At 36.5% G+C, this 13798-nt stretch carries 17 protein-coding genes; 9 read left to right on the top strand and 8 right to left on the bottom strand.

The features are described 5' to 3' along the window. Window positions 1-172: 172 nt before the first annotated feature. Window positions 173-814, bottom strand: coding sequence for a hypothetical protein (locus BDR01S_RS22870; RefSeq protein WP_066255734.1), 642 nt, complete (start codon window positions 812-814; stop codon window positions 173-175). 548 nt (window positions 815-1362) lie between these two features. On the opposite strand from BDR01S_RS22870, the gene BDR01S_RS22865 reads away from it, so the two are divergent. Continuing rightward, complete coding sequence (locus BDR01S_RS22865; RefSeq protein WP_066255731.1) at window positions 1363-1629, top strand: hypothetical protein; 267 nt, start codon at window positions 1363-1365, stop codon at window positions 1627-1629. Between the two features lie 213 nt (window positions 1630-1842). Here BDR01S_RS22865 and BDR01S_RS22860 read toward each other — a convergent pair whose 3' ends face one another. After that, entirely contained in the window at window positions 1843-2718 is an 876-nt protein-coding gene (locus tag BDR01S_RS22860; RefSeq protein WP_066255729.1) for a DMT family transporter, read from the bottom strand. 415 nt (window positions 2719-3133) lie between these two features. On the opposite strand from BDR01S_RS22860, the gene BDR01S_RS22855 reads away from it, so the two are divergent. From BDR01S_RS22855 to BDR01S_RS22840, 4 genes are all read left to right on the top strand, one after another. Next, window positions 3134-3268: a BA3454 family stress response protein gene (locus BDR01S_RS22855; RefSeq protein WP_066255724.1), complete on the top strand. Its 135-nt coding sequence runs from the start codon at window positions 3134-3136 to the stop codon at window positions 3266-3268. 152 nt (window positions 3269-3420) lie between these two features. Then, entirely contained in the window at window positions 3421-3825 is a 405-nt protein-coding gene (locus BDR01S_RS22850) for an RrF2 family transcriptional regulator (protein WP_066255722.1), read from the top strand. 121 nt (window positions 3826-3946) lie between these two features. Then, window positions 3947-4291: an IDEAL domain-containing protein gene (locus BDR01S_RS22845; protein WP_066255715.1), complete on the top strand. Its 345-nt coding sequence runs from the start codon at window positions 3947-3949 to the stop codon at window positions 4289-4291. Between the two features lie 874 nt (window positions 4292-5165). Continuing rightward, the gene (locus BDR01S_RS22840) at window positions 5166-5435 is read left to right on the top strand and encodes a zinc ribbon domain-containing protein (RefSeq protein WP_066255713.1); all 270 of its coding nucleotides are present in this window, start codon (window positions 5166-5168) and stop codon (window positions 5433-5435) included. Between the two features lie 113 nt (window positions 5436-5548). Here the strand turns inward: BDR01S_RS22840 and BDR01S_RS22835 are convergent, their stop codons facing one another. Continuing rightward, window positions 5549-5869 carry a hypothetical protein gene (locus tag BDR01S_RS22835; protein WP_066255710.1) on the bottom strand — a complete coding sequence of 107 codons (321 nt, stop codon included), beginning with the start codon at window positions 5867-5869 and terminating at the stop codon, window positions 5549-5551. Window positions 5870-5951: 82 nt separating this feature from the next. Here BDR01S_RS22835 and BDR01S_RS22830 point away from each other — a divergent pair, with 82 nt between their 5' ends. The 3 genes from BDR01S_RS22830 (at window position 5952) to BDR01S_RS22820 (ending at window position 8650) form a co-directional block, all read left to right on the top strand. Then, window positions 5952-6137: a hypothetical protein gene (locus tag BDR01S_RS22830; protein WP_066255708.1), complete on the top strand. Its 186-nt coding sequence runs from the start codon at window positions 5952-5954 to the stop codon at window positions 6135-6137. A 633-nt stretch (window positions 6138-6770) separates the two neighbouring features. Next, the gene (locus BDR01S_RS22825; RefSeq protein ID WP_066255705.1) at window positions 6771-7925 is read left to right on the top strand and encodes a ParM/StbA family protein; all 1155 of its coding nucleotides are present in this window, start codon (window positions 6771-6773) and stop codon (window positions 7923-7925) included. A gap of 17 nt (window positions 7926-7942) precedes the next feature. After that, window positions 7943-8650, top strand: a complete 708-nt coding sequence (locus BDR01S_RS22820; protein ID WP_066255702.1) for a hypothetical protein — start codon at window positions 7943-7945, stop codon at window positions 8648-8650. A 97-nt stretch (window positions 8651-8747) separates the two neighbouring features. On the opposite strand, the gene BDR01S_RS22815 is transcribed toward BDR01S_RS22820, so the two are convergent. The 5 genes from BDR01S_RS22815 to BDR01S_RS22795 form a co-directional block, all read right to left on the bottom strand. Continuing rightward, the gene (locus tag BDR01S_RS22815; RefSeq protein WP_066255700.1) at window positions 8748-9593 is read right to left on the bottom strand and encodes a formate/nitrite transporter family protein; all 846 of its coding nucleotides are present in this window, start codon (window positions 9591-9593) and stop codon (window positions 8748-8750) included. 111 nt (window positions 9594-9704) lie between these two features. Then, entirely contained in the window at window positions 9705-10265 is a 561-nt protein-coding gene (locus BDR01S_RS22810; RefSeq protein ID WP_066255695.1) for a hypothetical protein, read from the bottom strand. A 12-nt stretch (window positions 10266-10277) separates the two neighbouring features. Then, window positions 10278-10889: an SCO family protein gene (locus tag BDR01S_RS22805; RefSeq protein ID WP_066255692.1), complete on the bottom strand. Its 612-nt coding sequence runs from the start codon at window positions 10887-10889 to the stop codon at window positions 10278-10280. After that, on the bottom strand, window positions 10882-12369 hold the full coding sequence (locus BDR01S_RS22800) for a cbb3-type cytochrome c oxidase subunit I (RefSeq protein ID WP_066255688.1): 1488 nt from the start codon (window positions 12367-12369) through the stop codon (window positions 10882-10884). The genes BDR01S_RS22805 and BDR01S_RS22800 overlap by 8 nt, the downstream gene beginning before the upstream one ends. Window positions 12370-12392: 23 nt before the next feature. Then, the gene (locus BDR01S_RS22795; protein WP_066255686.1) at window positions 12393-12911 is read right to left on the bottom strand and encodes a cupredoxin domain-containing protein; all 519 of its coding nucleotides are present in this window, start codon (window positions 12909-12911) and stop codon (window positions 12393-12395) included. 294 nt (window positions 12912-13205) lie between these two features. Between BDR01S_RS22795 and BDR01S_RS22790 the strand changes: the two genes are divergently transcribed. Next, window positions 13206-13523, top strand: a complete 318-nt coding sequence (locus BDR01S_RS22790; protein ID WP_066255683.1) for a hypothetical protein — start codon at window positions 13206-13208, stop codon at window positions 13521-13523. Window positions 13524-13798 lie beyond the last annotated feature (275 nt).

Genomic DNA, 13798 nt, shown 5'->3' with positions numbered 1-13798 from the left:
GGGGGCGTTCTTATACTACAATTTGTGTAAGACCATTACTACAAATGGTGAAAAAAAACACCAGCACAGCGAATTGGAATCGCTGATAAGGTGTATGACTGGAACAATATTATTTATAAACGTTAATAAATATTTAAGCACTGCCCGAGGGCAGTGCTTAATTTCTCGATTATTAATATCCTTTATCTACTTCTATTTTCTCCTGTAACCCGCCAAGCTCACGGATTTCAAACGTTCCAATTTTGCCTTCTTCTGAAAGAATCGCCATTCCTTTTATTTCGTGTTGTGATACTTTCCCGTCGTTGTTTGTATATTCTACCTGTGCGATAAAGTGATAAAACTTGGGTGAGTTACTATTCTCACTTTTAGTCACTTGTATATCACTAACTTTCATTTCATAACGAACTTCCTCCAGTTCAGTACTTAAGTGGAACTGGAAAGCTTGATTAGTAGGAAGAAGCTTCTCAAACGCATTATCCGTAAAATAAGGTTTGTATGTTTTTTCCACAAATTCTTTGTAAGCATTCCATTCTGGTGTACCATCGGGCGAAGCACCGATTTCGCTTCCAGGAGGTTTGCTCATTAATTCATCCATTTTCTTCTCGATGTTTTTTTGGAGAAGTATGTATTCTTCATTAGGAACCGTAAATTCTGATTCAAGAACAGCACGAACTGCTTCCTTATTTTTATCATCTGTTGAAATAACCACTTTTTCTTGGAGTTCAGGCTTTTTTTCCGAACAACCTGTAAACAGAAAAAACGAGCTAATTAAGAAAAAGATGCCTCCTATTTTTTTGATTTGTTTAAAACCCATACTAATTCCCCCTTGGTAATTTAAGTTGCGTTCAAATTATACTGTTTAGTTAATTGTAATACGATATAAAAACTGAAGAGTTTCATTTTTCTATCTTTTACTTATTTTCACAAAACGACCAGACTCCCTTTTTTATATTGTTATTCTCAGGTCAATTTACTGAAATAGAAAAAGCACCGCTTTTTGATACAAACCTTATGACAGATTTGCTACCAGTTGCGGTGCCTTTAGTTATACAATTTTAATGGCATTTTGCGGTTTTGTACTTCATAACAGAACCCGTTACCTAATTTGGTTCTTTTTTTATGATTGAAATAACAACAATATTGTTTACCATTGCCATTCCAAAAAAAGAAGTTTGTGAATAAATGTTCTTAAACTAAAGGGTGCGATACTTCTAGAAGGAGGTCGCCTTTTTCCTTTTTGCAGAAGAAAGATTGTGAAACTTTGTACTTAAGCTGTCGGAGCAGAATAGTTCAACAAGGTTAATGATTATTTATGGTAAAATATCACAAAGAATGGTTGTTTAATTTATAGGGGGTATTTAAGTGCAAGAAAACAAACAAGGTCTGTACTTCAATGTGATTGTAGGTACAATCGGAAATATTCTTATTGCCATAGCCACAATGAAGTATCTGGTTAAAGAATATGATATTCTAGGATACGGAATTATACTTTTTGGTTTTGTATTAACGAATATTTATATCAGTGACTTAGAAAAAAAAGCAGGAATAAGAAGAAAATTTACTTTGATTAGAGTTATTAGTGCAATCTTAAGTTTACTTATTTCTGCCCTATATTTCTTTTATTACTAGTTATTTCTTATTCAATTAACGGGTGCTTTAGTGAAATAAGATAATACAAAAAAAGCTTAGAGTTGAAATTAACTCTAAGCCTTATTGACTGTGAAATATATTGTGATTTGTGTTGTGAAATATATGTTATTTGCTGTGTGAATAGGTCTGTGATTTAACGTTTTGCACCTCACAAGTAAACCCGTTAGGAACAGTTGAAAAGGTTTTTTCATCCTATTTTTTCTCCATAATAACCAATAAAACACCAATAAGAATCAGGATGGAGCCCATCCAAAACGTTACACCTATCTTCTCTCCTAAAATAACCCAACCGAGTAAGGTCCCAACCACGGGTTGAAAGAAGAAAAATATCCCTCCACTAGAGGCATTGAGCATTTGTAATCCACGATTCCAAAGTAGAAATCCGCCTGCTGTTGAGACAATACCCAAATACAAGACTCCTCCCCAAATGGTCGGGTGAGTCAGTTGAGAGATATTCATTGCGTGTAATCGAGGCAAAACAAAAGGTGTTAACACGATTAGGGCTACCAAGATGGAATAGGTCGTTACCACAATTTGTGAATAATCACTAGGCACAAGCTTTATGAGTACCGACATGAGAGCCCAGGTTAAAGCAGCAATAATTAGTGATATCCCACCAAGTGTACTGGAAAAGTCCACATGACCGACTCCAACAATGAGAAAAACCCCAATCGTCGCTAAACAAACGGAGAGTCCCTTTTTTAACGTCAACCGTTCTTTAAGGAGTAAGCGAGCAAAAATAACCATAAATGCTGGTGTTGAAGATGTAATGATAGCTCCCATTTGTGCGGAGGACAGCATGGTCCCCGTTTCCTGTGTAACAATTGAAAGGGCGTTACCAACGAGACCAATGGCTATGATTAATAAGATATGTCGTTTATCGATTCGCCATTTTTGTCGTGTGATGAAGCCGGCAACGAGAAGTGTGGCAATAGCCACTAAATAACGCATCCACACAAGTTCCAGTGGGGGAATCACCGATACTACAATTTTAACAACAACGTACATCCCGCCCCAAATACTGGATGCTAAAGCTAAATATATAGAACCTAATAAGCTGTTTTTCAATTTATATGCCCTCCGTTTTTTAGTTAGGTCGAAATTGCCCTTACGGAGAGATGTAGTCACCTTCACCCCATTAAGAGCAGAAGAGAGCTACTGGTACATCATTTTCAAATAATGGAATCCTATACATTTTCATTCACCTCAAGTCCAATCGATCTACAATTATCTGTGATTTATTTTAACAGAATATTAAGATTATTAACATAAAATTGATGGACGAGCGTATAATCCAAAACTTTACAATTGACAAAATGAACTGTAACGTTTAAATTTACAGTATAGAAACTGTAATGTTTTTTGTTACATTTAAAAGTGTATAGATCAAAAAATGCACGTCAGGAGTGTGTAGAAGTATGGTGACTCTATATACCATACCAAGCTACGCTTCTCTAGGAATTTTTAATAGGAGGAAAAACGGATGATTGAAGTATTTGTGAAAGTAAATTTTAATGATCAAAACTACCATACTAACGTGATTGTGAAAAAAGATATCACATGGGAAAAAATTAAACGAATAGCAGAAGAACAGGTCAAAAAACAGTGGGGCATATAAATCAAACCTGCTTACCATGAACCAATAAGCTGAAGTCTTGACTAGCTTATCTGTAATGTTTACTATTACAGAACGTTATTAATTTTTAAAAAAATGCAGACCATAAATGTATTAGTAAATATAGATGAAAAGTTGTCTTAGGAGGCAAGCTCATGAATAGTGATTTTACCCTTGCCATTCATAGTTTAACTTTTCTTGCGTTACAGACGGACCGCATGTCAACTAGTGAGGCCATCTCTGAAAGTGCTGGCGTCCATCCGGTACGTATACGAAAAGTGCTAAGTTTGTTAAAAAAACATGGATTTATTAAATCAAAAGAGGGAACAGGCGGCGGATTTATTTTTGTGCTAGATCTAAGTGAAGTGAATCTTTGGGATATCTATAAGATTACCTCAGAAGGTGCACTAAAGCCAAAGTGTCCAGATTCCAATGAAAATTGTATTGTTGGAGCGAATATGGAAAGAGTCCTATGTAGCATTTTCTTTGGTGTGGAAGAACACATGGGAGAATATTTAAAGGAGTATACAATCAAAGAAGTTGTTAATCTTGTAAAATAAGCGGCAATAACCGGTTTATGGCTACTGAATTCTTTCTTTGAAATGTAATAAAAAAAGTTACAGTTAAATCCCATATCCTGCAGGGTGAAACTTAAATTAATTCAAGAAGGTGAAAAAAAGCATGTTCTCAAATAATAATACTATATTAAAAACAGGTGATTGGATTAAGGCGGAATCATGGGATGGAGAATTAATAATCGGTTATATTGAAGCTCTATCTAGTATAGATGGAGTATTGAAGGTAAAGGTAGTTACAAGTGACAATAACCAAACGGTTGGCAAAACCATACCTATTATAAGCCAACAGGTTAAAAAGCTCCCTGTTTCAAATGTAACCAATAAGGCACAAATTGAATTTCTCCTAGACTTGGCATTATTAACAGGGGATAAGGAATGGTTTCTGGCGCTTTCCTCGGAGTTAAACGCAATGAAGCAGCTTGTTAACGGAGTCCATAGCGAACAGTGACCATCATGTTCGCATAAATGAGTGCTTTGATTTCATTAACTTTGACTTAGCAATTGACCTCATTATTCTGATGGACATAAATATTGTACAATTGAAAAATAGGGTAAAAACTTCTGTCAATTGCAGTGCCGCTATGAGTACCAATTTTATTGATCTTAATAAGTTGGTTGAAAATAAGCTGCTGATTCCCGTATCTAGGATCAAGAGGGTCCGCACTTATCGGTTTGGGGATGAGGCTGAGGCTAAGCACCCGAGCTGATAAATAGACGGAAAAATTCCGCTTAATTGGTAATTATTATTAAAAAGGGCTTAAATAGACGGAGAGATTCCGCCTATTGACTCGAAAAGCGTGAAAATGGGAGATTTTGCTTTGCATAGTCGGAAAACCTCCCCTTATATCCCCCGAAAAGAGCTCCATTCTGCATTTAACCGGAAACTCTCCGCTTATTTTACTTTTGCTAGCTCCTCGATTAAGGACAAGACATCTTATTTAATAAGGTGTAGGTTTTATCTCAAAAATCCATGAGAACCTCATATAATTAAAGCCCCACTTATGGAATAGATGAAGTATCATTACGCGTCTTTTCGCTCTTTTTTAATTTGGTTAATAGTTATCATTAAACCTGTTAATCCCGCAGCAAAGGAAGATGGGATACTCCACGCAAAATAACTCCATCGCCCTGTAAGCAAAGATATGAAGAGAAAAACAATGGGAAAACTCACTAACACGATCAAAAATTCATATTATCTTAACTACTTCAAATACGTAGTGTAAAATAAATAGGGAGGAGTGGAAGAAGGAGTAGCAGAGTTCAAGGAATGACAAATTCAAAACAAAATAAATTCAAAACAAAACAAAATCGGAGGAGTAAAAATGGCAAAACCAAACCTGTGTCAAAGCTGTGGCATGCCCATGAAAGTGTCAAGTGAATTTGGAACCGAAAAGGATGGAACACCGTCAGAAAAATACTGTCATCATTGTTACCAAAATGGTGAATGGAAGCATTCAGATTTAACATTCGATGAATTTTATGCATTAAGTTTAAAAAAGTTTCAGGAATCAGATATGAATCGAGTGGAGAAATTTTTTCTCAATAAAATGTATACAAAAAAATTCTTAAAAAAATTAGAGCGCTGGCGCTAAAATACAAAGTTGTTTAGTTCATAAAAATGTAGATGAAATTAGAACTCAGGTGGTTGGAAGCTATTATATTTCCTAATCAATAGTTATAGTTAACTCTAGTTTCTGCTTAAAAATTAAAATTTTAACTCTACACCGTTTTCTATATATATTGTGTTATCTAATCCGGTTTGGTTTTTCAGATATTCAAATACATTTTTTGCTATGCTTCTGATCGTCATGCTCAGACCCAAGTTATCAAACACGCGAGCATAGCAGCGGATGATTAACTTATCAATATCTGTGAACAAATGATAATAGACGGTTTCTTTCTGTATTTTCAAAAAACAATGGATAAATAGATATTCATCTGTTGGTTTTATTCCTTTTATTGATAGTACCTTTTGAACGATTCGTTTTATTTCCTCCAATTGATTCTCTGTTAAATTTATTCTCATAACGTTTCACCGCCATATTTTTGATGAGTATTTCATCTAGTTTCATTTTTAATAAAGATCATGGGAGTAACTTGGAAAAATAATGAAGATCTATAAGCTAAAGAATAATTTTAAAGGGCTAAAAAAGGGAACACAATTCTATTTGATTGCTGAATCTGAATTTATCGGTGTGAAGGATTTTGTTTTACGAACCAAAGATTTAGCAGTCAGGATTTCTATTAATGAAAGGGAGATGCATAGTAATTTTATTCTAATGCAATATCTGTGAACAGTATGAACAATTAATTCTATGGAAAAAAGTGACTCCATTCCGATTGTATCAGATTTCAACCATTTGTTCCTTTTAAGTACTTCTAAATAAATTTATTATAATTTATTATGTTAACTAAGGCATCTACTAACGAAACATGAAAGTAGATGTCTTTTTATATTTAGTAAAAAGCACAGGATAAAAAAATTTTATAAACCTAATACAAACAAATGCAGGATTATTTCCTCCATATTTGAGCTTATTTAATAGACTAGAAGCAAAAATAGTATTGCAGGGGTGAGTAAATGCGGTTATGAGACTTGACGGTGACAGGCGCCGAAATAAGGAACAGCTGTTTATTCAGCTGTCTTTTTTTTGATGAAAGAAGGGTACAAATTCACCTTTCCATATTAACTAATGCGATGTATCTGTCTGAAATTCTCGTTAAAACCCACGCAATCGCGTAGCGATTTGCGGTGGATTCATGAATACCATACTGGAAACCTGTGAATTTTGGGGTCACCGTCCCCTGGAAAACATAATTTGAAATATTAAATTTTCAAAATCTAGTAAATTATCAACATATTTAGACAAATAGTAGAAAAGAATATATACTTATTATCAGGAAAAAGCATGAAAAGAGGAGAAATAATGGATATAAAACGTCATAATGTCGATTTTGGTAATTCTATCTTTCAAACCCTTGTGGATGGTTATTATTTTGAGGTTCCTACAAATGTAGTAGAAATAACGAAGGAAAAGGCAGACGGCCACTATCCGTCTACTTTTAATGATTCCCAATCTCTTCTTCAAAACATGCTCATATCAACGAAGATAGACGGTGTAGAGAAATATTATCTGGTGGGCGATTCAGCGGAAAAACAGGTGTTAGGAAATATTCATATCAACAAGCTTCATGATAAAACAGAATCCGAGATTCCATATGTGATGTTCCTGGCTTCAGTGGCCTATTACAATGTATTAAAAGGTAACGGCAAAGAAGATAACAGAGTAAACATTCATTATTTTTCAACCATGCTTCCAATTTGGTTACTCAAGAAAACGAACAAGTTCAGTGATATGCAAAATAAAATGGCAAGCCGATTTGAAGGGGAGCACCAGGTAGCGATTTTAACTCCAGGATTAGAAAGAGTTATTTCCATTCACGTCGAAACAAGCAAATGCCGGATTGAAAGCGAAGTTGCTCGTTGGGCAATTAAAAAAGATTTTGATTTACAGGATCGTGAGGAAGCCAATTCATTAAATAACTCTGAAACCCTAATTGTGGATTTAGGGGGAGGGACGGTTGATCTTGCCTTGCTCCAAACGGGACTTCAGGCTCCTAAGAGCAGGGATTCATTGAACTGCTTTGCAGACATTTCGTACTTAAAGCATATCGATAAACTCAGAAGTGAAAAGTTACTTGAGTATTTTGAGGATGTTCGCTCACTTGAAGAATTCATTATTGTAAACATTGAGAAAACAAAAATGGAGCAACGGGATGGAAATAGCGGTAAAAAAGTAGATCTTACTGAGCAAATTCATGAGTCATTAAGGGAGTACACGCAAAATTTATTAACGAAAATGGAAAACACCTTCCCATCTCCTAAAGATAAGGTCTATAAATATGTTTATATAGGTGGAATCGCTGGGATACTTAAATGCTTCATCGAGGAATCGATTGATGCAAGGTATGGCGTAGAAATTAGAGAGCAAAATCATCTATTCCTACCTGATTCAAGAAAGTTAAATTTGTATGGACTAGAAATTTTAAGCAGACATGAAACAAACGCTGTTTTCGCATAAGAAGGGGAGAAGAACGTATGAGCAACAAAGATAATCATCTTGGTGATCAGTCTGCTTTCAGAGTAAACAATATGGATTCACATCTGGGTGCACAGATGTTTGCACCATTTTACGCTCTTTCAAACTTTTTTTTAACGGCTGCTAATCTCCAAACGGATGTGTTCAGATTAATGAATATGGAATCAAGAAGTAAAAAAGAACAGGCAGGGTTGACTTTAAAAACTTCGAAAATTTCTCCAAAGGTGTATTCATTTCTTGAGCAAAAGGCACAAGCAAATGAACTGGAGGATTATATAACGAAGCTTGTTGAGCAGGATATGGATAAAGTTGAAAAAGAAGAGACAATAGATACACTTCGTGAAGAGTTTCTAGGTAAGATCAACCTACTTAAACAAGAATTTGCCTCCCGTTTAGATGTTGGTCGTATTGAGGTGGGATCCGTTCAAACAAACGAATTACAGGATTTTGTAACGAAACTCGGTGAGCAAAAGTTAGATAAGGATCAATTCCAAACGTTGATAAAAACCCTTCGCAGCGAGTTATTAAGTGAGATTAACTTACTTAAAAATGATCTTATTGTTCGTCCAGTTGATCCTGCTAATCCAAGTAACACAAAGCCCGTTGTGGAACAAGCTAATGATGTGAACGATTTGAAAGAAGGTCAATTGCTCGAAAGTGATCGAGTTACAGGGACTATTAAAGAAGTCATAGATATGGATTTTTAAAATATAAAGTAACAGAACAATTTTAAGGGTCAGTCCCCAGGTAAGCTAAAGCTTTAATGTACCGGGGGACTGACCCCGTTTTTTGCTCTTTATCAATCTACGCATCTGATTTAGGTACCTGGGTGTTCGTAACAATGCTAAGATTGTTTTCTGACCTGCTCTTCTTTTTGTTGACCAAATGCAAGGATAATCCAGTAAATAGAAAACCACCGATAAAGTTCCCAATGGTTACAGGGATTTGATTCCAAACCCACCAGTCCGTAACCGTGATATCTGCTCCCATGAGAATCGCTGTGGGCAGAACAAACATATTTACCACTGCATGCTCGAATCCATGGGCAAAAAATATAAATACGGGAAGCCACATGGCCGCGATTTTTCCGATAACAGAGCTGGAAACAAAGGCCATAAAGGCACCTAAGGTAACCAGCCAGTTACACAAGATTGCTTTTGTTACGGAAAGGATCATTCCATCACTGCCTAAGCTTTTATAAGCGATTGTTTTTCCTTCCGCTACAGCAATGATTTTTTCAATCATCACTCCATCCGTCACATGCCCAAGCTTCGTTACAGTAATATAAAATAAGATTCCATAAAAAAAACTGCCCAATAGATTTCCAATAAATGCCCAGTAGAAGTTATAAAAAACGTCCTTACAAGAGATTAATCCTCTTAACCTCGCAAGTGGCAGCATAGCAAAATTTCCCGTTACCAGTTCAAGTCCTAACAATAAAATCAGGACAAATCCAACAGGAAATACAAAAGCCCCGACAATACCCAGCTTTGTTTCCGTCGCAGCCGTAAAGGCAAGTGTGGTTGCAAATCCCAAATATGCACCAGCCAGTCCTCCCTTTATTAATAAATCTTTTATAGACAAGGACGCTTTATAGGCACCTGTTTTTGCAACATCCTCCACCAACTGCTCAGGTTTAATATAGTCCAAGCATATCACCTCAATTTTGTTTGTAAGTAAGCCGTAATCATAAACAGAGACAGCTCCAATTCAGAAGTTTAATAGGGTTTTTGGGAAGCGGTCATATTTATAATAGCTGGGTTACTGGCTATTTTTCATTCCGACAAAAAAGAGTTTGCAAAAAAATGAGATGAGTAAAAATACGGAGATGAGCATGAATGAATTTCCCAGTTGAAGCTGCTGCTCTGTTAAATAATTATTGCACAAACGGATCGGTGAATTGGCGTAAAGCCACCCCATGACAAAAGACATTGAAATCACATTCGCCCAAACAAACCCTTTGACCGTTAAATGAAGGCGTCCCCAGCTTAAGGCAAGTGGAAAACCAATCAATAAAGGGACGGTTATAAACTTTATCGTTTCAAAAAAGGCATGGTTTAGAGCAGCATCAATCGACCGCGGCAGGATCCAATAAATGTTAGCAAAAGTAACAATGAGTAACCCAGGGATGCCATATTGATTGTACCTGGACAAAAGGGGGGACATTCGCTTTCTAAGTCCGATTCCAAGAATATAGCCAGCCAAAGCTAACAAAGGAATTTGTATAAGCATTTGTCCAATCATCGATTCTTCTAAACCATGTCTAATTGGCGGAATACTTAAAACCAAAACCAATCCCAAGCTTATAATCATTCTTTTCATTCGGTTTCTCCTTTAAAAAGAAAGGATTTGTTTAAGTTCATTGACAACTTGATTGGGAGAATTATAATCAAATATTTTGATTAATTGACCTTCTGGATTAATTAGATAAAAGGCGGCATTATGTTCAAACTCATTCCCAACTGGAATCACAATGACACCTGATTGCTCTAATAATAAATCTAACTCCTGTTGATCAGGAACACGGACCATTCTCCAATGGATGCCATCAGCTTGAAACATCTCTCGGTGTTGTTCTAAGTGATGGGATGTATCTCTTACCGTGTCAAAACTAATACTTAATAGCTGTAGTTGTTCACCTAAAATGTTTGCAGGCAGCTGGGAATAAATACTTTGAAAGTTCATTTCAACGACCGGGCATACATCTCCACAACTTGTGTAAATGTAAGTAGCTAGAATGTATTTTCCATGAAAATCAGAAAAGGTAAAAGTTTCGCTCTTACTATCCTCAAATGTTACAGTTGGAACGGACGGTGTATTGGTTAATACATCTATCCTTCGGGCTTGTTCTGCCGTAAAAGCTTGAAAATGATCGGTGCTGTAAAAGAGGATCACCGTGCCAAGAATGGCAATTCCAATCGCCATACAAATACTTTTTCTATCCATGTGTGGACGGCCTAATATCATCGGATTGATTTATTTTCGAACCAATATTGCTGGAATAGGATATAAACCGAACGAGAAACAAAAGGAAGGTAATCATTACAAAGGTTCCAAAGAAAGCAGCAACCACATCTGCAGGAATCCATTCTGGAAAATGCTCAGCCCAACGCCTAGGAGCACTAGACTTTCCAGAAAATAAGAAGGAACCCGATAATCCTAGGAAAGCAAGGATATAGAGCCATAATGTTAGATAGTCTAGCTTATTATCGATTCTTCCGCCTTCCATTCTTGTCAGATAATACATGAATCCTAAAATCATCGCACATGCGCCTAAGCCCATGTACATATGAAAATGCCCAGGGACCCATTTCGTATTGTGCATCACATGATTAATAACAATTGTTGCATCGATAATTGCCGGGACAACGCCAATGACCCAGCCAAACATGGAGAGGTAGAGGAAGCTTGAGGCAACGTCCCACTTAATCCCCGAACGATAGACAATCATCAAGGCTCCAAATGCCGTTACCACTAAAACAGGAAGTCCATTCATATAAGAAAGCACTTGGCCCATGACGATCATCCACTTCGGCATAACAAAGTCCATGAGTAAATGGTGAGGGTAAACAATAAGGGTAAATAGTGTCGACATATTCCAGGCGATTAAAAAGATTTTATTGGACTTCCATGGACGCCCGGTGTATCTAGGAAGTAATTCATAGACCACGATGACCCCCATGTAAATAATCGAGTTGGCAAATACATGTCCGAATGCATAAGTTAAGTTTTTCGCAAGGAGAGGATCAATGGTAAAACTCGGTACAAAGACGTTGATCAGGCTCATCGATAGGAGGGCAGCACCAGTAATAAGGGCGATAATATCAACAATGCATACCATTGTACTTGCGACAACAGTAGGAGGAGGGCCGAAGCCTTTTTCTTTCCCAAGTATTTGTGGCCAGCCGAGCGAAGTGGCAAGGCTTCCATATTGCTTAATGATCGCGCGGGCTGCTTCTAAAAGAAGAATCAAAAATCCAGTTCCAATCACAAGCATTCCGCCAAGATATAGCGCAGCACCTGTTTTCCCCCACATTCCTCCGGATTGGGCGGGTAGAGGGTATAGAAATGTCCATGCACCTGCAAAATCATAAGCAAATATTCCCACTAACACCATGGCGACACCAACTAGAAATAAGTAAACATTCAAACGAAAAACCGCTGTATTTAGAGGAACATACTGTTTAAGAAAATACCAGATGATACAAGACCCGGCTAATGCAGAAACGCCAATCATTCCAGTACCATGAATCGTCATTATTTTATAGAACATGATTGGATTCAGCTCAATTAGTTTTCCCTGTCCAAGAAGCATCACAACGCCAAAAATCATCATTAATAGCAGGATGACCCCAGAGAAGACCAGTGGAAAAACAACGGCCTTTTTCGTTTTAGAATCGATTGCTACATGTAACGTAGTAGTCATCAGAATTCCCCCCCAATAGTCCATTATTCAGTAACTTTAATCTCACGTTTCATCAGATGATGGGCCATTCCACAATACTCCATACACAGAATGGTGTAGGTTCCAGGCTTAGTGAATTTATAATACACAGTGTTTGTGTATTCAGGCATCGCTTGGGTTTGAGCAACAATAGTCAATTGGTCGTCAAATAAACCGAAACCATGATTCACATCTTTACTGGTTACATGAAAAGCAGCATAATCCCCAACCTTCAAGGTGTCCAAAGATACATCAAATCCGAACTGTATTGCCGTTACCTGAACATCGACAGGAGTTTCTTCTGCTTCAGCCCCCTCAAAAGGCAGGTCCTGAAGTGTAAAATAAGTGGCTGCCAACATCACTGAAAATACAACGACAAACCAAACACTCCGAATAAAATACCCCTTCGTTTGAATTTTTCCATAATCGACTCTTTTTCCTGACTTCAACAATACGGTGACAAAGATGAGAATGACAAAAACACTAAAAAGTAAAGTGATCATCCAGGATGCCTGTTGATACATAAACCAAACCCCCTTGTTAGAATTCAAATTTATGCCTGAACAAATATGAGATTGAGAAAAGAAGACTCTCCATTAGATTAAGCGAAAATAAAAATCATTACCGTTAAATAAATCACGCTTTTTAAAGAAAATTCAGAAAATACCAAAAACAATAATCTAGTAAAGAATAAAGGAGGCGTCGTGAATGAAAGTAATTCTAAACTTCGGTACCTGACCCCCTTTTCTTGAAACCCATCGACAAATATCTACATAAACCTGCTATAATAAAAGCAATTAAAGAAGGTGGTGAGAATGATGGAAAAAACACTCAAGTTGATATTGGACAAACTTGATAACTTGGACCAAAAGGTAAACACAATGGATCAAAGATTAACAACGGAACAAAAAAGACAAGGGGATCTCTTATATCAATTAATTAATACAGTAGCAGCCACGAATATAAAGATTTCCGAAACAAATGAAAGAATGGAAGCCTTAGAAACTAAAGTAGACACTGTTGTAGATGATGTAAAAGAAATCAAAAATTCTATGGCCACCAAACATGACCTTGAATATTATGATCTGATGATTTCCGAACACTCCAGGGAAATTCACAAGTTGAAAAATAGCTAAAACTCTCCATAAAGAAGCCTCAATAATAACCTATTTCAATATATTAAATTCCCCGATCCTACTTTTAATAAAGAATCGGGGTGTTTGTATTTCATTAACTTATGTCAAATAAAAAAACTACTCTTTTTAATAAATAATAAATTCCCATTATAGGAAAAATGATAAAGGAGGTGTGTCCAATGAATATCACCATAACAGAAAATGCGGCAAAAGAGCTAAATAACAAAATTGGTGAAAAAAACGGATACTTAAAAATTCAGACCGTAATGGACGGG

Origin of the sequence: Neobacillus drentensis NBRC 102427, assembly GCF_001591445.1 — a bacterium.
GTDB lineage: Bacteria > Bacillota > Bacilli > Bacillales > Cytobacillaceae > Neobacillus > Neobacillus drentensis.
Note: the sequence above shows the minus strand (reverse complement) of the source record. Positions and strands in the feature narration are given on the sequence as shown.